General features: G+C 44.2%; 23 protein-coding genes. 16 read left to right on the forward strand and 7 right to left on the reverse strand.

Features of this window, described 5'->3' with window-relative positions:
- Positions 1-178: 178 nt before the first annotated feature.
- From DN53_RS02965 to lptB, 4 genes are read left to right on the forward strand one after another with little or no spacing between them, the layout of a single operon-like run.
- Complete coding sequence (locus tag DN53_RS02965) at positions 179-1,144, forward strand: KpsF/GutQ family sugar-phosphate isomerase (RefSeq protein ID WP_129652918.1); 966 nt, start codon at positions 179-181, stop codon at positions 1,142-1,144.
- Positions 1,144-1,986 (forward strand): twin-arginine translocase subunit TatC, encoded by an 843-nt coding sequence (gene tatC / locus DN53_RS02970; protein ID WP_129652919.1) that lies wholly within the window; start codon positions 1,144-1,146, stop codon positions 1,984-1,986. Before DN53_RS02965 ends, tatC begins: the two co-directional genes overlap by 1 nt.
- Positions 1,976-2,326: a carboxymuconolactone decarboxylase family protein gene (locus DN53_RS02975; RefSeq protein ID WP_116218205.1), complete on the forward strand. Its 351-nt coding sequence runs from the start codon at positions 1,976-1,978 to the stop codon at positions 2,324-2,326. The genes tatC and DN53_RS02975 overlap by 11 nt, the downstream gene beginning before the upstream one ends.
- A 57-nt stretch (positions 2,327-2,383) precedes the next feature.
- Positions 2,384-3,124, forward strand: a complete 741-nt coding sequence (gene lptB / locus DN53_RS02980; protein ID WP_129652920.1) for an LPS export ABC transporter ATP-binding protein — start codon at positions 2,384-2,386, stop codon at positions 3,122-3,124.
- Here the strand turns inward: lptB and DN53_RS02985 are convergent.
- Both DN53_RS02985 and DN53_RS02990 read right to left on the reverse strand, forming a co-directional pair.
- Positions 3,121-3,576, reverse strand: coding sequence for a PH domain-containing protein (locus DN53_RS02985; RefSeq protein WP_129652921.1), 456 nt, complete (start codon positions 3,574-3,576; stop codon positions 3,121-3,123). The genes lptB and DN53_RS02985 overlap by 4 nt on opposite strands.
- Positions 3,563-4,297 carry a CDP-alcohol phosphatidyltransferase family protein gene (locus DN53_RS02990; RefSeq protein WP_129652922.1) on the reverse strand — a complete coding sequence of 245 codons (735 nt, stop codon included), beginning with the start codon at positions 4,295-4,297 and terminating at the stop codon, positions 3,563-3,565. The genes DN53_RS02985 and DN53_RS02990 overlap by 14 nt, the downstream gene beginning before the upstream one ends.
- Positions 4,298-4,387: 90 nt before the next feature.
- On the opposite strand from DN53_RS02990, the gene DN53_RS02995 reads away from it, so the two are divergent.
- The 10 genes from DN53_RS02995 to DN53_RS03035 all read left to right on the forward strand — a co-directional run bounded on the left by DN53_RS02995 (position 4,388) and on the right by DN53_RS03035 (position 18,195).
- Positions 4,388-5,557: a lipoprotein N-acyltransferase Lnb domain-containing protein gene (locus DN53_RS02995; protein WP_129652923.1), complete on the forward strand. Its 1,170-nt coding sequence runs from the start codon at positions 4,388-4,390 to the stop codon at positions 5,555-5,557.
- Positions 5,558-5,572: 15 nt separating this feature from the next.
- Positions 5,573-7,450 carry an ABC-F family ATP-binding cassette domain-containing protein gene (locus DN53_RS03000; protein ID WP_129652924.1) on the forward strand — a complete coding sequence of 626 codons (1,878 nt, stop codon included), beginning with the start codon at positions 5,573-5,575 and terminating at the stop codon, positions 7,448-7,450.
- 2 nt (positions 7,451-7,452) lie between these two features.
- A complete protein-coding gene (locus DN53_RS03005) occupies positions 7,453-7,953 on the forward strand; it encodes a hypothetical protein (protein WP_129652925.1) in 501 nt (166 codons plus the stop codon).
- A 16-nt stretch (positions 7,954-7,969) separates the two neighbouring features.
- Positions 7,970-8,125, forward strand: coding sequence for a DUF3810 domain-containing protein (locus DN53_RS17855; protein WP_165357245.1), 156 nt, complete (start codon positions 7,970-7,972; stop codon positions 8,123-8,125).
- A gap of 120 nt (positions 8,126-8,245) precedes the next feature.
- A complete protein-coding gene (locus DN53_RS03010) occupies positions 8,246-8,806 on the forward strand; it encodes a cob(I)yrinic acid a,c-diamide adenosyltransferase (RefSeq protein ID WP_129652926.1) in 561 nt (186 codons plus the stop codon).
- A 122-nt stretch (positions 8,807-8,928) separates the two neighbouring features.
- On the forward strand, positions 8,929-9,153 hold the full coding sequence (locus DN53_RS03015; protein WP_013551418.1) for a DUF2795 domain-containing protein: 225 nt from the start codon (positions 8,929-8,931) through the stop codon (positions 9,151-9,153).
- A gap of 135 nt (positions 9,154-9,288) precedes the next feature.
- The gene (gene secA / locus DN53_RS03020) at positions 9,289-12,651 is read left to right on the forward strand and encodes a preprotein translocase subunit SecA (protein ID WP_129652927.1); all 3,363 of its coding nucleotides are present in this window, start codon (positions 9,289-9,291) and stop codon (positions 12,649-12,651) included.
- Between the two features lie 167 nt (positions 12,652-12,818).
- Positions 12,819-14,036: a sensor histidine kinase gene (locus DN53_RS03025; RefSeq protein WP_129652928.1), complete on the forward strand. Its 1,218-nt coding sequence runs from the start codon at positions 12,819-12,821 to the stop codon at positions 14,034-14,036.
- 43 nt (positions 14,037-14,079) lie between these two features.
- Positions 14,080-16,602 (forward strand): M14 metallopeptidase family protein, encoded by a 2,523-nt coding sequence (locus DN53_RS03030; protein WP_129652929.1) that lies wholly within the window; start codon positions 14,080-14,082, stop codon positions 16,600-16,602.
- A gap of 15 nt (positions 16,603-16,617) precedes the next feature.
- The gene (locus DN53_RS03035; RefSeq protein ID WP_129652930.1) at positions 16,618-18,195 is read left to right on the forward strand and encodes an amidohydrolase family protein; all 1,578 of its coding nucleotides are present in this window, start codon (positions 16,618-16,620) and stop codon (positions 18,193-18,195) included.
- Positions 18,196-18,371: 176 nt separating this feature from the next.
- Here DN53_RS03035 and DN53_RS03040 read toward each other — a convergent pair whose 3' ends face one another.
- The gene (locus tag DN53_RS03040) at positions 18,372-18,608 is read right to left on the reverse strand and encodes a hypothetical protein (RefSeq protein ID WP_129652931.1); all 237 of its coding nucleotides are present in this window, start codon (positions 18,606-18,608) and stop codon (positions 18,372-18,374) included.
- A gap of 404 nt (positions 18,609-19,012) precedes the next feature.
- On the opposite strand from DN53_RS03040, the gene msrA reads away from it, so the two are divergent.
- Positions 19,013-19,705, forward strand: a complete 693-nt coding sequence (gene msrA, locus DN53_RS03045; RefSeq protein ID WP_129652932.1) for a peptide-methionine (S)-S-oxide reductase MsrA — start codon at positions 19,013-19,015, stop codon at positions 19,703-19,705.
- A gap of 101 nt (positions 19,706-19,806) precedes the next feature.
- Here the strand turns inward: msrA and DN53_RS03050 are convergent, their stop codons facing one another.
- The 4 genes from DN53_RS03050 to DN53_RS03065 all read right to left on the reverse strand — a co-directional run bounded on the left by DN53_RS03050 (position 19,807) and on the right by DN53_RS03065 (position 22,909).
- Entirely contained in the window at positions 19,807-21,246 is a 1,440-nt protein-coding gene (locus tag DN53_RS03050; protein ID WP_129652933.1) for a hypothetical protein, read from the reverse strand.
- Positions 21,218-21,805 carry a hypothetical protein gene (locus DN53_RS03055; RefSeq protein WP_129652934.1) on the reverse strand — a complete coding sequence of 196 codons (588 nt, stop codon included), beginning with the start codon at positions 21,803-21,805 and terminating at the stop codon, positions 21,218-21,220. Before DN53_RS03055 ends, DN53_RS03050 begins: the two co-directional genes overlap by 29 nt.
- Entirely contained in the window at positions 21,789-22,331 is a 543-nt protein-coding gene (locus DN53_RS03060) for an RNA polymerase sigma factor (RefSeq protein ID WP_129652935.1), read from the reverse strand. Before DN53_RS03060 ends, DN53_RS03055 begins: the two co-directional genes overlap by 17 nt.
- Before the next feature lie 152 nt (positions 22,332-22,483).
- The gene (locus tag DN53_RS03065; RefSeq protein ID WP_129652936.1) at positions 22,484-22,909 is read right to left on the reverse strand and encodes an Ohr family peroxiredoxin; all 426 of its coding nucleotides are present in this window, start codon (positions 22,907-22,909) and stop codon (positions 22,484-22,486) included.
- Between the two features lie 225 nt (positions 22,910-23,134).
- Between DN53_RS03065 and meaB the strand changes: the two genes are divergently transcribed.
- On the forward strand, positions 23,135-24,178 hold the full coding sequence (gene meaB / locus DN53_RS03070; protein WP_129652937.1) for a methylmalonyl Co-A mutase-associated GTPase MeaB: 1,044 nt from the start codon (positions 23,135-23,137) through the stop codon (positions 24,176-24,178).
- The last annotated feature ends 19 nt before the right edge of the window (positions 24,179-24,197 follow it).

A 24,197-nucleotide genomic window follows, 5' to 3' on the forward strand; every position in this document is an offset into this window, starting at 1 on the left:
TTTCGATTTTAATCCCATCCCTTGAAAAGGGAAAATGGGTTTTAAATTTTCAACGTCATTTAAAAGTAGGAAGTATTCTATCTTCCATAAATGGACATAAAAGATAGTTTGATTAGCTTTGTAAACTTAAATATAAGACATTCTTTTAGGAATACAATCAGTTAATCCGTTAATTACCTTGAGCGACATCCAGTCTATTTTATCCATCGCAAAGCGAACCCTTGAAACGGAGAGCAAGGCCATAGCCAATCTTATGGGTCTGCTCGATGAAGAATTCGCCCATGCCGTACAGTATATCTTGGAATCCAAAGGGCGAGTTGTGGTCTCTGGAGTGGGCAAAAGTGCCATTGTAGCCTCAAAAATTGTGGCTACCCTGAACTCTACCGGCACCCCGGCCATTTTTATGCACGCCGCAGATGCCATTCATGGCGATTTGGGCACCATCCAAGAGAACGATATTGTCATCTGCCTATCCAAAAGTGGAAACACCCCGGAAATAAAGGCACTACTCCCCCTGATCAAAATTGGGAAAAACAAATTGATCGGGATTACCGGAAACATGGAGTCCGTATTGGCCAAACAGGCCGATTTTGTCCTGAACACCTTTGTGGAAAAGGAGGCTTGCCCCAATAATCTTGCGCCAACCACCAGTACCTCGGCCCAAATGGCCATGGGGGATGCCTTGGCTATTTGCCTATTGGAACTCCGTGGCTTTTCCAGTGCCGATTTTGCCAAATATCACCCTGGCGGCGCTTTGGGCAAAAAGTTATATTTGCGGGTCGCCGATATTGTGGTGAACAACCAAAAACCACAAGTCGACGTCAACTCAAATGTGAAAGAAGTGATCGTTGAGATTTCAGAAAAGATGTTGGGGGTTACCGCAGTCATTGAAAATGACAAAGTGGTTGGGGTGGTCACCGACGGGGACATCCGAAGGATGCTCAGCAAATATGACAACATCAATGGGCTCACGGCCAAGGACATCATGACATCCAATCCAAAATCGGTAGAGGTTGACACCCTTGCGGTAAACGCCTTGAAACTACTTCAAGAAAAAGGGATTTCCCAACTATTGGCCTTTGACAATGGGGCCTATGCTGGGGTAGTCCATATCCATAACCTTATAAACGAGGGAATCCTATAATGGCAAAAACAGCAAAGAAAAATCCAGATGAAATGTCCTTTTTGGACCATTTGGAAGAATTGAGATGGCACTTGATACGCTCCACCCTGGCCATAGTTATAATTGCCTGTATGGCATTTGTTTTCAAGGGGTTTATTTTTGACACCATTTTGTTCGGCCCCAAGAATATGGACTTCCCCACCTACAAATTCTTTTGTAGGATTGCCACCTATTTTGGCATTGATTCCGAATTTTGCGGGGACACCATGCCATTTACCATTCAAAGTAGGTTGATGGCAGGGCAATTCTCGGCCCATATCTGGACCTCCATTTGGGCGGGTATCATCCTTGGCTTTCCCTACATTTTGTACGAATTGTGGAAATTTATCAGCCCAGGACTTTATGAGAATGAACGTAAATATTCCCGTGGTTTTATCTTAACGGCATCTTCCCTGTTCTTTTTAGGGGTACTTTTCGGGTATTACGTGGTAGCTCCCCTATCCATTAACTTTTTGGGAACCTATCAGGTCAGTAAAGAGGTACTCAATGAAATTGATTTGGCCTCCTATGTGGGAGCTGTTCGATCCTCGGTGATTGCCTGTGGGATTATGTTTGAACTCCCCATTATCATTTACTTTTTGACCAAAGTAGGATTGGTAACCCCGGAAATCCTGAAAAAGTATCGAAAAATTGCTTTGGTGATCGTTTTGATCCTTTCCGCGATCATTACACCTCCCGATGTAACCAGCCAAATTGTGGTGGCAGTACCAGTGCTTATTTTGTACCAGATCAGTATCCGGATTTCCAAGGTGGTGGTAAAGAGAGAGGCCAAAAAAGAAAAAGAGAGAAAGAATGCCAAATAGTGTAGATGAGTTCAACGCCTATCGTTCCAAGATGAACGAAAAATTGCTTGCCGAGAACAACAAGCTCATCAAGCGTATCTTTAATTTGGACACCAACGCCTATATGGCCGGTGCTTTGGATGTAAAGACCAAAGAACTGTTGGGATTGGTCGCTTCTGCCGTTCTCCGTTGTGATGACTGCGTAAAGTATCATTTGGAGCATTCCAAAAAGGCAGGGGCCAGTAAGGAAGAGGTCATGGAAACTTTGGGCATTGCCACTTTGGTGGGCGGTACCATTGTGGTTCCCCATTTGCGAAGAGCCTATGAATTTTGGGAAGATTTGGAGGAGCATGATGCTTAAAAAAAACCAAAAGACCATCCCATAGAAACAGAATATGTTTAGTTTTGGCACATTTCTATGAAGCTACGCGCAGATAATATCATGAAGGCCTATCGTGGCCGAAAGGTCGTAAAAGGCATTTCACTTGAAGTAAACCAAGGTGAAATTGTAGGACTTCTAGGACCCAACGGAGCTGGTAAAACCACCTCGTTCTACATGATCGTAGGCCTCATAAAACCCAATGGAGGCCAGATTTTCCTCGACAATATGGACATCACCGCCTTTCCCATGTACAAAAGGGCGCAGAACGGTATTGGGTATTTGGCACAGGAGGCTTCTGTATTTCGAAAGCTGAGCATTGAAAAGAACATCCTTAGCGTGTTGCAGCTCACCAAACTGAGCAAAAAAGAGCAGCACATGAAAATGGAGTCGCTCATTGATGAATTTGGTCTGGGGCATATCCGAAAAAACCGGGGAGACCTTTTGTCCGGAGGCGAACGCCGACGTACCGAAATTGCCCGCGCCTTGGCAACCGATCCAAAATTTATTTTGTTGGATGAGCCCTTTGCCGGTGTAGATCCCGTGGCTGTGGAAGACATCCAGCGTATTGTGGCCCAATTGAAAAACAAAAACATTGGTATTCTGATCACGGACCACAATGTCCAGGAAACCTTGGCCATTACCGAACGATCTTACCTGATGTTCGAAGGAGGCATCTTAAAAGCAGGGGTTCCCGAGGAACTGGCTATGGACGAGATGGTTCGAAAGGTATATTTGGGGCAAAACTTTGAGCTTCGTAAAAAGAAATTGGACTTTTAGTCCTTTTCCTTCCACTTTTTCACTTTTACTTGAATTGAGGGAGACAACTCCTTTAAATGTGTAATGAACCCCATCCTATCTTTGGGTGAGACAACCACACTATTGTATCTATCATAAAGAATTTCAAGTCTTTGCAAGGATGCAGCCGGAGCTGAAATGGGATTATAGGTTTCCACAATTCCAGTAATCGATGCTATGGGAATCACTTTTTTAAACCAAAAAAAGGATTTGACCACCAACACCTCCTCCTTGATTTCATAGGATATGGAATAAAATACGGAAACCACGAAAAGTAAAATCACAATCGGTATGATCAACTTTATCCAATCTCCATCTTTAATCACGGGAACCATGCCCGCACCAGAAATCAATAGAACGGGAATAAGCAATTCCAGCCCTACTTTGGAAGGGTACACTTTACTATCGGAATTTCGTTGTTCAGCTTCGGCCATTCTTTTGGAAGTTCAGTACCGAAGCAATCAAGTAAAATGCAATGATCAAGGGGATGGCCAAAAACTTAAGAGTCAGCAACATGATCAGGCTACCTATCAAAAACAAATATCGAACCGCATTGTCTTTAAAGCCCCAATTGTCAAATTTCAAGGCAAAAAGTTCAATCTTGGAATTCAGCAAATAAGCACTGACCAAGGTCAAGCCTATTAAAAACCATTGGTTCAGGATGACGCCACTGAGCACCTCATTGTTGTGATACAACAAAATAAGAGGCAAAGAAAGGATTAAAAGAGCATTGGCCGGTGTGGGAAGTCCCCTAAAAGAGGACACTTGATTCTCGTCCACATTAAAGTTTGCCAACCGATATGCGGACGCCAAAGTAATTACAAATCCCAAGAAGGGCAGTAGGGTTATTTCATCGTCATGTCCAAAAAAACCGAGGTTCCATCCGCCACGTTCCGCCATATTGAGCAACTGGAACATGACAATTCCCGGCACCAATCCGCTGGTGATCATATCGGCCAGGGAATCCAACTGCACCCCTATCTCACTTTGCACGTTCAACAAACGCGCTGCCAATCCATCAAAAAAATCGAAAAATATCCCAATAAACACAAAAAGAGCGGCCCATTCCAAATGGTTGAGAACTGCAAAAACCGTTGCCACACAACCGCTGAATACATTGAGGAGCGTTAGAAAATTGGGAATGTACGATTTCATAAACTTCAATTTCCGTAAAAATAAGGCAAAAAGATTTTGATGTTCGGCTGAGCCGTATTTATTCTGATATTTGCCCAGACAAATCAAACCATGACGGCAAGAACCCTCTTTTTCACCATACTTCTTCTACTAGGGGTGCGGGCCTTGGCCCAAGCTCCCCAACTCTCGGAAAGGTCACAGATAAGTCTCCTTACCTGCGCCGCTGGCGATGAACTTTACTATGCCTTTGGCCATAGTTCGTTCCGGGTCCAGGATTCTGTCTTGGGGATAGATGTGGTCTACAACTATGGTACTTTTGATTTCAACCGCCCTAATTTCTACCTGAACTTTGTCAAGGGAAAATTGATCTACTCCCTTTCCAGACGCAGTTTTGATGATTTTCTTTTTGAATATGAAATGGAGAAAAGATGGGTCAAGGAACAAATTTTGGACCTCACTCTTGAACAAAGAAATCAACTACTCGCTTTTTTCGAAAACAATTACCTGCCCCAAAACCGAGACTATCTTTATGACCCGCTACTGAACAATTGCTCCAGCATTACAGGGGATATCCTAAAAGACCAATTTGGGGATGCCGTTGTCTTTGATGGTTCTTATTTGGATCAACAATATACCTTCCGCCAGTTGGTACGGCAATTTATGGATGTCAATTCTTGGTCCATGTTCGGCATAGATTTGGCCTTTGGTTCTGTGGTAGACCGAAAGGCCACCGTACAGGAACATATGTTTTTGCCCTACTATGCCATGGAACAGATACGGCATACCTCCTTAAATGGAAAACCGTTGTTGAAAAGGGAGCGTTCGGTCTTGGATTATGCAGAACATATCCAACAGCGCTTTTTTCCGCTGACCCCATTATTTTGGTTTGTTTTACTATTGGCATTCACGGCCCTTATCACTTATTTTGACCATAAGCACCAAACGCGGAGCCGTTGGCTGGATTTCACCTTATTCTTTATCTCCGGATTGGTGGGCACCTTTTTGTTGGTATTATGGTTGGCCACCGACCATACGTCGACGCCCAAAAATTTCAATGTGCTGTGGGCATTTCCACTGAATACCATAGTGGCCTTTATTTTTGCCTTTCAGGACAAATTGCCTACATGGTCACCCAAGTATCTATGGACAGTATTGGCCCTGATTGGGCTCACATTGGTGCTATGGATATTCAAGGTGCAGATTTTTTCCCCTGTACTGATTCCCTTATTTTTGACCCTGGCCATCCGATATGGGTATCTCATTCGGTATTCCAAACTTTAGGACCAAACCGCATCCATGAATTTACTAACGGTAGAGAACATATCTAAATCGTATGGGGAGCTGGTCTTGTTCTCCGATATTTCCTTCGGAATAAACAAGGACCAAAAAATAGCCCTCATCGCCAAAAATGGGACTGGAAAGACCTCCATCCTCAATATCATGTCCGGAAAGGATGCCACCGAAACGGGTCAGGTGACCATACGTAAGGGGATTAAAATGGCCTTTTTGGAACAAGAGCCCGAGTTGGCCCCCAACCTTACCATTGAAGAGACCATTCTGGCCACGGACAATGAAACTTTGAGGGTCATTTCCAACTATGAAAAAGCGGTGGAAAACCCCGAAGACACCGAACGCTACCAAAAAGCGTTTGAAGCCATGGAACGGCTCAATGCTTGGGATTTTGAGACCCAATACAAGCAAATTCTCTTTCAACTCCAATTGACCCAACTCGATGCCAAGGTAAAAACACTCTCAGGCGGGCAACGAAAACGCTTGGCCCTGGCCAATGCCTTGCTCAACAAACCAGATTTGCTCATTCTGGATGAGCCCACCAACCATTTAGATCTTGAAATGATCGAATGGCTGGAAGCCTATTTTGCGAAGGAAAACATTACCCTGTTCATGGTGACCCACGACCGATATTTCCTAGATCGGGTCTGTAATGAAATCCTTGAACTGGATAACAATCAATTGTACAGCTACAAGGGAAATTACACTTATTTCCTTAAGGAAAAGGAATCCCGTATGGAACGGGAAGAAGTGGAACAGCACAAGTCCAAACAACTGTACAAAAAAGAGTTGGACTGGATGAGAAGGCAACCCAAGGCCCGAACCACCAAGTCCAAATCCCGAATCGATGATTTTAGCGAAATCAAAAAACGGGCACACCAACGCCGTATGGAACATGAGGTGCAACTGGAACTGAACATGGAACGCTTGGGCAGCAAAATCCTGGAATTGCACAATGTGTCCAAAGCATATGGGGAAAAGACGTTGCTATCCAAATTTGATTACACCTTCACCAAAGGGGAACGCGTAGGCATTATTGGCCAGAATGGCACGGGCAAATCCACATTTTTGAACATCATCACCCAACAAGAACAGGTGGATGGAGGAAAAGTAGTGGTGGGCGACACCTTAAAGTTTGGTTACTACACCCAAAAAGGCATTCCGGATAAAGAAGGACAGAAGGTCATTGATGTCATTCGCGAGTTTGGGGACTACATCCCCCTAAAAAAGGGCAAGCAGATTTCCGCCCAACAACTTCTGGAACGTTTTCTTTTTGATAGAAAAAAGCAGTACGATTTTGTTGAGAAGCTCAGTGGCGGGGAGCGCAAGCGCCTGTACTTATGTACAGTGCTCATTCAGAATCCCAATTTTTTGATTCTGGATGAACCCACCAACGACTTGGACATTGTTACCCTGAACGTATTGGAAAGTTTCCTTTTGGATTTTCCGGGTTGCTTGATCGTGGTATCGCACGACCGTTATTTTATGGACAAGATAGTGGACCACTTGTTTGTTTTCAAAGGGAATGGGGTAATCGAAGACTTTCCGGGCAATTATACCGATTACAGGGTGTACGAGAGCAGCAAGATTGCCGAGGAAAGGGAAAATAAGGGCAACGCTTCGGAAAAAGTGGAAAAAACCCATTGGAAGGAAAAGGACAACAGTGGGAAGCTCTCCTATATGGAGCAAAAAGAATACAAACAATTGGAAAAGGACATTCAAAAACTGGAAGGGCAAAAAGAAGTATTACAGAACAAGTTCACCAATCCCGATTTGAGCGGTGACGAAATCAACCAACTTTCCATTGAGCTCAAAGAAGTGTCGGATACCATTGATAAAAAAACGGAGCGTTGGTTTGAACTTTCCGCTATTTTAGAAGGATAACTATGTGGTTCAAGCTTTTTTCTTTCCTAAAATTCCTATTCAAATCCAAGAACGAGCATGGGGTCCACTCTCCTTTCGTATTCGGCTATGTAACGCAATGCCTGTACAGCAAACAAAAGTTCAATCAAGATAAAACCGCTGATGTATTGCTGAAAAGCATTGGTTATTTCAATATCAAAACCCTATACATCAACGAAAATCCAGACTTTGAGGAATTGGTCAAGGAGCAATACCCAGATATCCGCCCCAGCGAGAACACAGTAGACCTATTGTTCACGAGGCATTTGGACGCTTATGGTCTTGACAGACTTCTATCCAGCGGAAAGTTGCACAACGACAGTATGGTCTTGATAGACGCCATCCATGAAGACCCGGAAAACGAACACGAATGGAAAGACCTTATTGAATCGTCAAATATTACCGTAAGTATGGACCTATTTCATTGTGGCGTCCTATTTGTTCGAAAAGAACAGGTCAAGGAACATTTCACCATTCGGATATAAAGAAGTAATTTTAGGTATGGAAAATGCAGCAACAGATAACACCATTTGGTACGTTCTGGCCGTATTGGGACTCATTTATTTGATTATCGTATTCCGAAACAAAAGGGGTGCCAAACGCAGAAGGTCCCGCAAGTTCATGGAAGGTAAACGGCAACATGAGCGAGACAATTAGCAATTAGCAATTAGCAATTAGCAATTAGCAATTAGCAATTAGCAATTAGCAATTAGCAAAAATACATTTTAGTCATCCATACAACTGTTCATTGTTTATTGAACATTGATAATTGTAAAAATGAAAATATACACCAAAACCGGGGACCAAGGTACTACCGCCTTATTTACTGGCACCAGAGTTCCCAAGCACCATATCCGCATAGAGAGCTACGGCACCATTGACGAACTCAACGCATTCTTGGGACTGCTCCGCGATCAAGAAATGGATTCCCATTCCAAAAAAACGATCACCCATATCCAAGAAAAGCTGTTTACCGTCGGGTCTATTCTGGCCACAGAGCCCAAAAAGGACAGTCGCCTTAAAATTCCACGCATCAATGCCGATGATATTGCATTGTTGGAAAGGGAAATGGACACCATGAACGAAAATCTTCCCCAGATGACACATTTTATCTTGCCGGGAGGACACCCAACCGTGTCATACTGTCATATTGCCAGAACGGTTTGCCGAAGGGCAGAACGTATGATTTCATATTTGAATGAAAACGAACCCCTTCCCGAAACCCTGCTTTCCTATATCAACCGCTTGTCGGATTATCTGTTTGTCTTGGCACGGAAGTTGTCCAAAGATGTTAAAGCCGATGAAGTCAAGTGGATCCCGGAGAAGTTGGACCAATAAATTCGTTTTTTTAACGTTAGAGTTTTGCCAACTCCAAAATAATTTTTAAATAATGTTGTTTTTACTTGACAAATTGGGTTTAAAAATTATTTTTGCAAAAAATTTAAAATCAAACCGTTACTATGTACTGGACATTAGAACTAGCTTCATATTTAAGTGATGCGCCTTGGCCAGCCACCAAAGACGAACTGATAGATTACGCAATCCGTACCGGAGCACCGTTGGAGGTTGTTGAAAACCTTCAATCCATGGAAGAAGAGGGCGGCGAGATATATGAGTCCATCGAGGAAATCTGGCCCGATTATCCTACGGAAGAGGACTACCTCTGGAATGAGGATGAGTATTGACCTCTGAATACACAAAGCACGTTAAAAAGTCTCATTTGAGGCTTTTTTTTATGTAATTTTGGCAGCCTAGCAAAAGATTTCCAACATAATCCCATCAATGGAACAGCTTTTGCCACTCAAACAAAAAAACAATTCATGAGTTTTATCAATTCCGTATTGAAGGTTTTTGTGGGTGATAAATCAGAGAAAGATGTCAAGTCCCTACAACCTTTGGTCAAAGAAATAAGATCCTTTGAGCAACAACTGGAAGGACTGTCCCACGACGAACTTAGACAAAAGACCGCTGCCTTTAAAGCCCAGATCGCAGAAGACTGTAAAGAGGTGAATGAAAAAATTTCGGCTTTACAGGAAGAAGTCCAAAACTCCACCGATATTGATCGCAACGAGGAAATCTATGCTGAAATAGACAAACTCAACGAAGAAGCCTATAAGATTTCAGAAAAAACATTGAGTGACATCCTTCCAGAGGCTTTTGCCGTGGTAAAGGAAACTGCCAAGCGTTTTGCCAACAATGAAACGCTTACGGTAACCGCTTCGGAATTTGACCGCGCTCTTTCCGGTGATAAAGACTATGTTACCTTGGAAGGTGACAGCGCCATTTGGAACAATTCATGGGATGCCGCCGGCAAGGAAGTCACTTGGGACATGGTACATTATGATGTACAGTTGATTGGGGGTATTGCACTGCACGAAGGAAAAATTGCCGAGATGCAGACGGGGGAAGGAAAAACTCTCGTGGCCACCCTCCCACTCTACCTAAACGCCTTGGCCGGTAAAGGGGCGCACTTGGTCACCGTTAACGATTACTTGGCCAAAAGGGACAGTGCCTGGATGGCGCCCATTTTTGAATTCCATGGCCTATCCGTGGATTGTATAGACAAGCACCAGCCCAATTCCGATGGAAGACGGGCCGCCTACAATGCCGATATCACCTACGGTACCAATAACGAGTTTGGTTTTGACTACCTGCGCGACAATATGGCGCATACCCCGGGAGACTTGGTACAGCGTCCCCACCATTACGCCATTGTGGATGAGGTGGATTCCGTATTGATCGATGATGCGCGGACCCCTTTGATCATTTCAGGTCCCGTGCCCGAAGGTGACCGTCACGAATTCAATGAATTGAAACCAAAGGTTTCGGACATTGTCCAGAAACAACGCCAGTATCTGACAGGTGTTTTGGCAGAAGCCAAAAAACTTATCGCCGCTGGCGACACCAAGGAAGGTGGATTCCTATTGCTTCGTGTACACCGCGGACTTCCCAAGAACAAGGCACTTATCAAGTTTTTGAGTGAGGAAGGCGTGAAACAACTGCTACAGAAGACCGAGAACTTCTACATGCAGGACAACAACCGGGAAATGCCCAAAGTGGATGCCGAGCTGTTGTTCGTCATTGATGAAAAGAACAATCAGATTGAGCTTACCGATAAAGGGGTGGATTACATCTCCGGAGATCAGGACAAAGATTTCTTTGTAATGCCCGATATCGGTAGCGAAATTGCCAAAATTGAGGGGCAGGAACTTGAGATTGAGCAAGAAGCGGAACTCAAGGAAGAGCTTTTCAAGGACTTTGCCGTGAAGAGCGAGCGTATCCATACCATGACACAGCTATTGAAAGCCTACACGCTTTTTGAAAAAGATGTGGAATACGTGGTCATGGACAACAAGGTAATGATCGTGGATGAGCAAACTGGACGTATCATGGACGGTAGACGCTACTCCGATGGGCTCCATCAAGCTATTGAGGCCAAGGAAAGCGTGAAGATTGAGGCCATGACACAGACCTTTGCCACCATTACCCTTCAGAACTATTTTAGAATGTACAACAAGCTGGCCGGGATGACCGGTACAGCCGTTACCGAGGCAGGTGAGTTTTGGGAAATCTATAAGTTGGATGTGATGGAAATCCCAACCAACCGTCCCATTGCGCGTGACGACCGTCATGATTTGATCTACAAGACCAAACGTGAAAAATACAACGCCATCATTGAAGAGGTAACCACCCTTTCCTCAGCGGGAAGACCTGTACTTATTGGTACCACATCCGTGGAAATATCCGAATTGCTCTCCAAACTCTTGAGCGTTCGTAAGGTTCCACACAACGTATTGAATGCCAAACTCCACAAGAAAGAGGCTGACATTGTAGCCGAAGCAGGAAATGCAGGCGTGGTCACCATTGCCACCAACATGGCGGGTAGGGGTACCGATATTAAATTGACCCCCACCGTAAAAGAAGCCGGAGGTTTGGCCATTATTGGTACAGAGCGTCACGATTCCAGACGCGTTGACAGACAGTTACGTGGTCGTTCAGGACGACAAGGAGACCCAGGAAGTTCCCAATTTTATGTTTCCTTGGAAGACAACCTCATGCGTTTGTTCGGCTCGGACCGGGTGGCCAAGATGATGGACCGTATGGGCTTGGAAGAAGGTGAGGTGATCCAACATTCCATGATGACCAAATCCATTGAACGTGCCCAGAAAAAAGTAGAGGAGAACAACTTTGGCATCCGTAAACGTCTGTTGGAATATGACGATGTCATGAATGCCCAAAGAGAGGTGGTCTACAAGAGAAGAAGGCATGCCCTGCAAGGGGAACGCCTTAAAGTGGACATTGCCAATATGATCTATGACACTTGTGAGGTCATCGCGGAAACCAATAAAATGGCCGATGATTACAAAAACTTCGAGTTTGAATTGATCAAGTACTTTTCCATTACCTCTCCTATTGGTGAAGAGGAGTTTAAAAAGTTGAGCTTCCAAGAAATTGCCAATACCATTTATAAAGGTGCCTACGATTTCTACCAACAGAAAATGGAACGTAGTGCCAGTGCAGCATTCCAAGTCATTAAAAAGGTTTACGAGGACCAGTCCAACAAGTTTGAACGTATCGTGGTTCCCTTTACGGATGGCATCAAAAGCTTGAACGTGGTCACCAACCTTGAAAAGGCTTATACCACGGATGGCAAGCAGTTGATCACTGATTTTGAGAAAAACATCTCCTTGGCCATCATTGATGATTCGTGGAAAACGCATTTGCGCAAAATGGATGAGTTGAAACAATCGGTACAGTTGGCCGTACACGAACAGAAAGATCCTTTATTGATCTACAAGTTCGAGGCGTTTGAACTCTTCAAGGAAATGATCGATAAAGTGAACAAAGAGGTGATTTCATTCTTGTTCAAAGGAGAATTGCCTTCAGAGAACACCAATCAAATCCAAGAGGCACGAAATGTTCGCAGGCCCAAGGAAAATCTTCAGACTTCTAAAGAAGAAATCCCGAATAGCGATGAATTGGCCGCACAGAACAGGGCCGCGGGACAAACCCAAAGGCAAAGACCATCTGTGACCGAGACCATAACTCGTGAAAAACCAAAAATTGGCAGGAACGACAAGGTCACGATAAAAAATGTGATGTCCGGGGAAAGCAAAACCTGTAAGTACAAACAAGCCGAACCCCTTATCGATAAGGGCGAGTGGGTACTGGTAGAGGACTGATTCCTTCCTACATAAAGTTTTAAAAGCGGCAGCGATTTACGCTGCCGCTTTTGATTATATCAAAAAACATATTTAGATTTACACCACAAACACCCCGTAACGAGCTACTTTTACTACTTCAATGAATCAACCTTTAGCGTAGTAGAGGAAAACATCAAGCGTAGCATATGAAGATTCCTATTAAGGACAGATATCGTTTACAAGATAAGATTGATTTGATACTTAAAGTTAATTATAGTTCTTCGGTGTTCGCGTTTATCCTCGGGATAATATGCCTCTTCTTTTTGGATATCCAAGGCATGATTCCTTATGCCTGTTTTGGTTTTGCCTTCTTGAACTTGTTAAATACGGTTCTGTATAAAAAGCACGGAAACCTTATCCTTACCTATAACCTCACCTCCATCTTGGCCATGATCGGGGCCACTATGGTGACCATTTATAGTGGAGGAATACAAAGTCCGTTTGTTTTTGTTTTGGCCATTGTGGTCTTTGCAGGCTATGTCACCACCAAAGTGTTTGGGCAACTTTATCTGATCATCAACCTTTCGGTTCTGGCCATTTTGTTCTTATATGATGTAGGCAACTTTAAGGTCACCGAAAACACCATTCCTTTGGAAGCCAGGGACTGGTTTGCCTTTTTAAGTGCTGTCTTTGCAGTATATCTTTTAGGTGGGGTCTTTGGAAAAAATCTACTTAGGGCACACCATAAGTTGTACAAATCTCGAAATGAGATCCAAGAACGCATTGAAGAAAAAGAAATCCTGCTTAAGGAAGTCCATCATAGGGTAAAGAACAATCTACAGACCGTATCCAGTCTTTTGAGCCTGCAATCCCGGGCCATAGCTGATGATAAGATCAGCAACATCATCAAAAGCAGTCAGAACAGGGTGGTTTCCATGGCCATGGTGCATGAGATGCTCTACAAGCGGGACGATTATCTTTCAAAAATTGAACTTAAGCCCTATGTACAGGAGCTATGCGATTACCTCGTACGTTCTGTAAAAGGGACTTCCAACAATGTCAAGGTAAATCTGGACATTGATGATAACAAACTGAGTATCGATACCATCATTCCCCTTGGGCTCATTATCAACGAAACCATCACCAATGCCCTTAAGTATGGTATTACCGAAGGACATGATGGCGAAATCCATGTGTCCCTGCACAAGCTTCCCAATGATCGTTACGAAATGTACTTGGGAGACAACGGTATTGGGTATTCAGAGGATATCAATCCAAGGACATCAAACTCCTTGGGATTAAAGCTTATTTACAACCTCACACGCCAGCTCCGCGGTACCATTAGCCGGGATTATGACAAGAAAGGAACCTACTATCGTATAGAGTTTGAGGAAATTATAGAGGAATTCAACTCGGTTGATTAAACGGTTTTTTTATCTTTAGAAGATTATCATTAATCTTCATCGCATGTCTAAAAAACTACTCCTAGGCATATTCCTTGCCTGTATCACCTTTTCAATCTCCGCCCAAGATTATTTTTTTAAGAAATTCCATCCCTTCAATCCTGAAGTACCTTCGCCAGAAGAATTTTTGGGATATGGCATTGGGGACCGGCATACCCGTCATGACCTTATCGTGGCCTATTTAACGAAGCTTTCCGAGGTTTCGGACAGGGCCAGTATCCACCAATATGGACAGACTCACGAGGGACGGAAATTGGTCATCCTGACCATTACATCACCCCAAAACCTCAACAATCTGGAGCAATTGAAGCAAAAACACCTTCAATTTACTGACCCTTCCCAAACCCCGACCAACTATGACGAACTACCCATTTTTATCAATTTGGCGTATAATGTCCACGGTAATGAACCTTCAAGCTCCGAGGCCGCTTTACTGACTGCCTATACCTTGGCCGCCTCCAACCATCCCGAAATATTGAACTATCTGGACAAAGGAGTCATCTTCATTGATCCCACCATTAATCCAGACGGAAGGGACAGGCATACCCAATGGGCCAATATGTACCAAGGCAACCCATTGGTGGCCGACCCTGCAGATGCCGAACACAACGAATACTGGCCCATGGGAAGGACCAACCATTATTGGTTCGACCTGAACCGGGATTGGTTATTGGCCATCAACCCGGAAAGCCGGGGCAAACTCAACTGGTATCATGATTGGTACCCCAATGTAGTCACCGACTTTCATGAAATGGGCAGTCAGAGCACCTATTTCTTTGAACCGATGAAGACCAACGGTTCCCTAAACCCCATTATGCCCAAGGAAAATTACGAGGACCTCAACAATCTGTTTGGAGACTATTTCTCCAAAGCATTGGATAGTATCGGTTCTTTTTACTTTACCAAAGAAGTCTTTGATGGCACATATCCCGGTTACGGTTCCTCCTACCCCGATCTTCAAGGCGGTTTGGGAATATTGTTTGAACAGGCCAGCTCAAGGGGGCATAAACAAACTACCGATTTTGGGGAAATCACCTTTCCTTTTACCATCAGAAACCAATATACGTCAAGCATCACCACGGTCAAGGCTGCGGTTGAAAACAAGGCCATGTTGCGCAAATACCAACAAGATTTCTTCAAAAGTGGGCTTACCAATGCCTCCAAAAGCAGAATCCAAGGGTATACCTTCGGGGATGATTACGATGCCAACCGGGTAAAAGCGTTTGTGGACAAGTTGTTGTTGCATAAAATTGATGTCTATAAATCCGGAAACCGATTTGTGGTCCCTACACGGCAGCCCCAGTACAGAATGGTACAGACCATGTTCGAGACCTATGACAAATACCGGGACAGTGTCTATTATGATGCTTCCGCTTGGTCATTGGCCAATTTCTACAACATGAAATACAGTCCGGTCAACAATTTGAACTTGGGTGAAAAAGTCACCTCCACCGAGAATCTGGTGAACACTCAGGCCGTACAAAGGTCGGAGTATGCCTATATCATTGATTATGATGATTACAATGCCGTAGCGGCCCTCAACTATTTACAATCCAAAGGATTGGTACTGTCCTCTGCCTTTAAGCCCTTCACAGTAAAAACCACAGTTGGGAACAAAAGGTTCAACTATGGGGCCTTGGTGGTGCCCGTTAGCCTACAGCAAAAGAAAGATGCAGATAGCGTGTATCAATTGGTCCAAGAGGCACAACAAAAATTTCAGGTCCCCACCTATTCCATCCCTTCGGGCTATAGTGTACAAGGGGTTGATTTGGGTAGTAGGTACATTTCCCCCATAACCAAGCCCAAAGCCGTAATGCTTATTGGACAGGGTACCCGCTCCTACGAAGCCGGTGAGGTCTGGCACCTGTTGGACACGCGTGTACATATGCCCATCACCAAGGTTCCCATGCGGAATTTTGGCGGATTGGATTTGGACAAGTACAATACACTGGTGATGGTCTCCGGCTCATACCATTTTTCGGAAAGCCAATTCAACAAGATCAAGGATTGGGTAAGCAAGGGCAATACGCTTATTACGATAGGGACAGCCTCCGAATGGGCCATTGACAAGAAGTTGGTAACAGAAAAACTGACCAAAAAGGAGAAAGACTCTACGGCTACCGTGGAACGCAAACCTTATGTGGATGCTCCCGAGAACATCGGCAAGGAAAGTGTGGGCGGTGCGATTTTTAAAGTCGACATTGATGTGACCCACCCCTTGGCTTTTGGATATCGGGACACTACCATTCCGGTCTACAAGAACAATTCCGTTTGGTTGGCGCCAAGTAAAAATGCCTACGCCACCGTAGGGAAATATTCCAAGAATCCACATGTGGATGGCTTTATCACGGCCAAGAATATGGAAGAAAACCTAAAACCTTCGGCCTCTTTATTAGTTAGTGAGGTAGGTAGTGGTCGTGTCGTATTGTTTGCGGACAACCCCAATTTCAGGGGATCATGGTATGGCACCAACCGTCTGTTCCTCAACGCATTGTTTTTGGGCGATAAAATTGAAGTTCCAGAATAACCAACACCAGATATCATGAAAAAAATACTTTTCCTTGTACTATCACTCCAATTTCTTTTGGCTACAGGTCAAGAGAGTATGAGTGAAGGACCATTTTCGCAACTTATTATCAGAGGGGTAACCTTGATCAATGGCAACGGTTCACCGCCAAGAGGTCCTATAGACATTGTTGTGGAGAACAATAAAATCGTGAACATTCAGGTAGTAGGCTATCCCGGGGTAAAGATTGATGCTTCCAAAAGACCCAAGCTAAAACCCGGGGGCAAGGAGTTGGATTGTTCCGGCATGTACCTCCTTCCCGGATTTATAGATATGCATGGCCATATTGGTGGCGAGGCCCAAGGTGCAGACTCCGATTATGTGTTCAAACTTTGGATGGCGCACGGTATCACCACCATAAGGGAACCCAGTGGCCGGGGTGTGGACTGGACGCTCGACCTCAAACGGAAAAGTGAAAAGAACCAAATCATCGCTCCACGTATTTACGCTTATACCGGTTTTGGTCAGCAAGGTGGGGATTTCAACCCCTTGAACGGTTCTGCCATAAGTACCCCTGAGCAAGCAAGGAAATGGGTACGTGCCAATGCAGAACGGGGAGCGGATGGCATCAAGTTCTTTGGTGCTCCGCCGGAAATCATGACCGCTGCTTTGGATGAAAACAAAAAATTAGGGTTGCGGTCCGCATGCCACCATGCCCAGACCGACGTGGCCCGTTGGAACGTCCTCAATTCTGCCCGCGCCGGTTTAACCACCATGGAGCATTGGTATGGCCTCCCAGAAGCGCTATTTGAAGATAGAACCGTACAGGATTATCCGTTGGACTATAACTACCAGAATGAGCAGCATCGCTTTGAAGAAGCGGGGAAATTATGGGAACAGGCTGCCAAACCGTATTCCGAGCATTGGAACAAGGTCATGGATGAACTTATCAGCTTGGATTTTACGTTGGTACCCACCTTCAATATCTATGAAGCCAGCAGGGACTTGCATCGGGCAAGAAGGGCCGAATGGCATGAGGACTACACCTTGCCCTCCCTTTGGGAGTTCTATCAACCCAGTATGATCTCCCATGGTTCCTATTGGCACGATTGGGGTACTGAACAGGAGGTGGCGTGGAAACGCAACTACAAGCTCTGGATGACCTTCATCAATGAATATAAGAACCGAGGTGGTCGTGTGGCCACGGGATCGGATTCCGGGTTTATATTCCAGCTGTACGGATTTGCTTATATCCGGGAAATGGAATTGCTCCGTGAAACCGGGTTCCATCCTTTGGAAATCATTCGATCAGCCACGCTGAACGGCGCCGAAGCTTTGGGTGCTGCGGATAAAATAGGCACTGTGGATGTGGGCAAGATGGCCGATTTTGTAATCCTCTCAGAAAATCCCTTACGAAATTTCAAGGTACTCTATGGCACCGGGGCCATTAAACTTACCGAGAATAACGAAGTGGTTCGTGTGGGTGGGGTTACCTATACGGTTAAGGACGGTATCGTCTACGACGCGAAGGCACTTTTACGGGACGTAAAGAAACAAGTACTGCAAGCAAAAGAAAAATTGAACTACAACCTAAAACAACCGGGATCAAAATAGCGTCCATAAACGATTTTGGGATTAAAAATTTAGTATTGGCAGGATAGCGGTATCAACTACTGACGTCCTGCTTTTTTATTGGAACATTTTTTTTCGAAAAGAAAAGACTATTGAAGCAATCACAAAAGCAACGCTTAAAAACAGTGTAAATGGAATAATAATACCCATGATCATGATTAAGCCAATTTAGCCCTGTCCTTTTTAGTTTTGAAAGAAAGCTCTTTTTTAACCCTTGAATTTTTGAACTTGTACAATCTAGCTACTTCAGTTTCACCTTTAGTTTGCTTTTGAATATCGATGTTCAATTCAACTCCTACAGCAACGGTATCAACTTTTACTTCTTTGGAAGTGTCTTGGGCCATAGCTACTGTTCCGATGAAAATTACTGCGATGATGGTTAAAATTGTTTTCATGATTTGGGTTTTTATTACGAAGTAAAGCTACCCTCACATGGCACCTGAAGCAGATTTCCGTCGCCAAACCCCCCTTTTTTTTCGGTGTAAAAACTTTTCTTGGACAAAGTGTTTTTTATCGTCGATGAACGTTTTTGGGTCAAAAAACAGCACACCGAACGGGTGTGCATTTCATCGATCATTTCAAAGGCCGAATCTCTATAAGCCCTTGTAAACAAAGGGATTATTTGTAGGAAAAGAAATACAGAAATGTAATCCGGAGTGGTAAAAAACCTACAAAAATGACTTCCGACACGAATGTGAAAGAGTCACAGGAGAATGTTCAAAAATCTCCAATTAACACTTTTTAACACACCTCGTCGTAATAGTTGCTATCTTATCCCTACTAAGCAAAAAAAAACACCATGAAAATCGTAAAGATTCCTTTTTTGGTTTTGCTTCTTTTGGTTTCCACAAGCTGCCAGTCCAAGACCAAATCCAACAAGCAAGAACCCACTCAAAAAGAACAAAAAGAGAGTTTTGAACTATTAGGGCTTTTTTCAGAGGAACTTCAAAACTATGAGACCGCCTATTTTGCCAGCGGATGCTTTTGGTGTGTGGAAGCTATTTTTGAAAGTGTAAAAGGGGTCAAAGAAGTCTATTCCGGATATTCGGGTGGTAAGAAAAAGAACCCTACCTACGAGCAAGTCGGCCGAGGGCTTACCAAACATGCCGAAGCCGTTGAGGTATTTTATGATCCCAATGTGGTATCCTTTACTGAATTGGTCCAGGTTTTCTTCGGATCACATGACCCAACTACCCTAAATCGACAAGGACCTGACCGAGGCGCACAATATCGGTCCATTGCGTTCTATAAAAATGACACCGAGAAAAAAATCATTGAGGACTACATTGCCAAGCTGGAGGCGGCAAATGTATTTGGAAAACCCATAGTTACCGAAGTAAAGGCATTTGATAAATTCTATAGGGCCGAGGATTACCATCAGGACTACGAGAAAAATCATCCCAATAATCCATATGTACAACAAGTGTCCATTCCCCGATTGAATCGGTTCAAGGCAAAATTTAAATCCTATTTAAAGGAAGACGCCCATTAAGTGGTGCCTTTGATAAAGAAGTAAGAGATGGCCTAAAAAGGAAATGCTGACAGGTAGAAGAGTTGAGTGGTTCCTTACGGCCTAGAGAGGAAAGTAGGTTCTTATTGCTTTAAGACAACATCACTGTACCTTGAATTGATGGTGATGGATTTATCATCCGATTTGCTGATATAATACCCCTTGTGTATTTGCGCATTATGGTTTTTTGAGGTTTCCAACACCATGGTTTTGGGGTACGTAAATTCCGAAGCGGTCCCGTTCACATAAATCGCAAATGGTACTGAAGGCATTTTAAATTCAACCTCTGCGTTCTCTACCGAAACATCCAGGTTCGTGAAACTGTCAGATACGGCATCAATACTAAGTGCTCCCAGGGTACTGTTCACCAAGGCCTTTCCTTTCAAACGCCCAATGATCACATTGGACGATACGGAGTTCAGTTGCAGCTCCTTGACCTCGTTCAAGTTTACATTCTCAGCAAAATCCGTTTGCAGTTGGCCATAGTTCCATTGCTGCACCACAATGGGCGAATAGGAAGCCTTGATGCTGGTCTTATGACCATCAATGGTAGAGGCAAGCAAGCTTGCGTAGGACAAGCTTGCGTTGATATTTTTGGTATTTGCGGCCAATTTTACCTCTCCATGCCGAACATCCATTTTAAGTTTGATGTATTTGGGCATTTTGATCTTGATGCTTTTTTTTACCTTATACTCCTTGTGTTCACCATCTTTTGAAGAAAAATAAAACACATTGGGACCATCGTTATGGATGCGCATTACCCTTTCATTCTCGCGTCTTATTTCTTCCCGTTGGTTTCTCATCTCCTCCCGCTGGGCCTTTACTTCCTGTCTAATCTCCACACGGAGCTGTTCACGATCTTTCATAAGCTGCTTACGGTCCTCTTGCATCTGCTTTCGCATTTCCTCCCTTTCCTTGGCCCGATCCTTCAATTGATCGCTCCACTCCTCAAAGCGTTTCTTGTATTCCTTGTCGAAATTCTTGTCAAAGTCCTTTTTCCACTCCTTCAAATATTTGTCCCCATCCTTTTTATAGGCATCATAATCAAACTCCATAAAAGGCATCGGGGGCATTGGAGGCAGTTCTGGAATGACCACTATCTCGGGAATTTCCGGTATCTCGGGAATTTCAACCTCAGCCAAGATATGTTCCACGGAGGGTACATCGGGAACAACAAAGTTAAAATTGTTGAAATCGTATGCCATGGGACCAAAGCTATTCCCTTGGGTATGCACTTCAATTTCTTTACTGTTGCCCATGATCTTGATCAGATCCTTCTCAAAATACGATGACGCCTCCTCGTCCGTGGCTCCTTCCAGTTCAACCACGGCGGTGACTTCCACCTGGTCCTTGTCCCAGGTTTCAAACTCAATGTCCGCATAACTGGTATTGAGGTTGATGACGGCCTCCTTATCCACATTGAAGGTCTCCTTGTACGTTTTCGATTTCTCCTGTGCCCGGATGGCGGTACCCGCCATCACAAAGAGCATCAGACTAAACCATATTTGATGATTCCTGTTCATTTTTTGATGATTTTAATTGATTTAACTTTGATTTTAATCGCTGCAACAACTGCAACCGCAATTGAAGATTTTTCACCAAGGCACCAATGGTCTGGTCATTGGGACCCATTTCGTTAAGCTCCTTGTTCAATAATCTGTATTCGGCATCCAGTTCGGCCAAACGCCCCATATAGCTGTCCAGCACCTCCTTATTCTCCGAATCGAATTCCAGATCCGAAAGTTCGAGATTGATATTGGTGAGGTAATAACTCTCTACTTTCTTCAAATCTGGGGACAGGTCGCCCAAAGAAAAGGGTTGTTGGGTCTTGGTCTCGTTTTCCACCACGGGGTTCTTGACAGGGAGCACCTCTTGTTCCCTTGACAAAAAGAAAACGGCAATCCCCAAGGCAACCACTACCGAAGCCGCCACCCGCATCCAGAACAACTGAATGGATTTCCTTTGGGGAGAAGTTGGAAGCTCTTTCTCCAATTTGGACAGAAACCGGGCCTCATGCCCTTCTTTCATGCTGTGTGCCCTTTCCCGCTCTTTGGCGAACATTTCCTTAAGATCCTGTGCCATAAGCCATATTTTTTAAAGTTTCTTTTAATTGTGCCTTTCCCCGAAGCAATCGGGTCCTTGATGCCGAATCCGAGATATCCAATATTTCGGCAATCTCTCCATGATCATATCCTTCTACCAAATAGAGCTGCACCACGTACTGGTATTTGGGAGGCAGCTCCTCAATGGCCTTTTTTACCTCTTCCATGGAAATTCCATCATCCACCTTCCAATCATCCTCTTCCGCTACCTGCATGTAATTCTCGTTCAACTCAACAGTCCTTTGGTGTTTCGACTTTAAAAAGTCTATGCTCCCGTTCACCACTATCCGCTTTAACCAAGCTCCGAACGTTACCTCACCCTTAAATTGATCTATCCGTTCAAATGCCTTGATAAAGGATTCCTGGAGCACATCCTCCGCATCATCCGGATTCTTCAGGAAGCGCATGGCCACCCCGTACATGCCATTGCAATACTGGCGGTACAGTTTTATCTGGGCCTTGCGGTCGTTGGCCTTGCATCTTTCAACCAGATCAATTTGAAACACGGTCGGTTTTATGTTTGGTTAATTTGTTGTTCTCTGTAAGGACGATGGAAAAAAAGTAACGTTGCAAAATAGCCTTCTTTTGGCGGTTTTTTAACAAAAAAATCCCGTTGAGCGCTCAACGGGATTCCTTTCAATGTGTATAAATTCAACTCTTACTCGTCCATAAGAAGGTTCAAGTGTACGGTAATATTGTCCCGTGTGGCCTTGCTGTACGGGCAAATCTCATGGGCTGCATTGATCAAGGTCTCCCCCATTTGCTTATCCACGGTTGGAAGATAGGAATCCAAGGTGGCTTCCAAATAAAAACCATCTTCTTCCTTATTGAACTCGATGGTAGCGGTAACACTATAATCGCCCAAATCCTCAATATGGTGCTCCTTGGCCACAGCCTCCAAAGCCCCTGCAAAGCAAGTGGAATATGCCGCAGCGAAAAGCTCCTCCGGATTGGTGGATGCCGCATTGGGTTTTCCCTTGGAATTGGGCATGCTGATATCAAAATCGATCACACCGTCCTCACTCTGCACATGCCCTGACCGTCCCCCTGTGTTGGTAGCCTTACTCTCAAAAATAGTTTTCATCTGTAAAAAGTTTATTAAGTTCCTAAAATGGATGGGGCAATGCCCATTTCCATATTTATATGAGAAGGTAACATTTGTAGACGGATGTCCCTAATTACAGTTATTAAATTTGTGTGAAATAGTATGGATTCTGCCTATTCGGAAGCAGTTGCCACAATCAAACCCAATACGGGATAACCCGCAAAAACTTTATACCTTAGTGGTCCGACTCCATTACAAAACATCTTGGCCCACAAAAAAAATACAACTCCCGGCACCATTTCCAAAATCCAGGAACTACGGAAACAGGAAATTTCCACGGACACCTTGACCCAAGGCATCTTTGAAGGAAACAAAGCGCTATTGGCCAAAGCAATTACCTTGCTGGAGAGTACCAATCCCGTGCATTTTGAAAAGGCCAACACTGTTATAGAAAAGTGCCTCACCCGACCGAATTCCAGCATCCGTCTGGGAATTACCGGTGTTCCGGGGGTAGGAAAAAGTTCATTCATTGAAGCTTTGGGCACCTTATTGACCTCAAAAGGAAAAAAGGTGGCCGTTTTGGCGGTAGACCCTACAAGTTCCTTGAGCAAAGGCAGCATTCTTGGGGACAAGACCCGAATGCAATCCCTTTCCAAGGACCCCAATGCCTTTATCAGGCCCTCCCCTTCAGGCAGTTCTTTGGGTGGAGTGGCCCAAAAGACCCGGGAAAGTATCATCTTGTGCGAAGCAGCTGGATACGATGTTATTTTGGTGGAAACCGTTGGTGTGGGACAAAGTGAAATTGCGGTACACAGCATGGTGGATTTCTTTTTGCTCTTGAAACTATCCGGAGCGGGTGATGAACTGCAGGGCATTAAACGGGGCATCATGGAAATGGCGGATGCCATTGCCATCAACAAGGCCGATGGCGATAATTTGGAGCGGGCCAAACTGGCTGCCACTGAATTTTCAAGGGCCCTCCACCTCTATCCACCCAAAGCCAATGGATGGGTTCCGAAGGTTTTTAAATGCTCTGCTACCGAGAATAAAGGTATTCAGGAGATATGGAACATGATTGAAGATTTTGTGGGACAGAATCGGAAAAATGGCCATTTTATCAAAAATCGACAGCTGCAGAACCGAAATTGGTTCCTTCAAACCGTTGATGAGCTGATCAAACAATTTTTTCATCAAAAAGAATCGTTCAACAAGGCCCAGAAAAAAATGCTGAAGGCCATTGACGAGAATAAAATCTCCCCCTTTTATGCCGCAAAGGTCCTATTGGAAGATATTACCAAGGAACTTTAAATAAAAGCAATAAATTTGC

This window comes from Flagellimonas olearia (assembly GCF_004150225.1).
Classification (GTDB): domain Bacteria; phylum Bacteroidota; class Bacteroidia; order Flavobacteriales; family Flavobacteriaceae; genus Flagellimonas; species Flagellimonas olearia.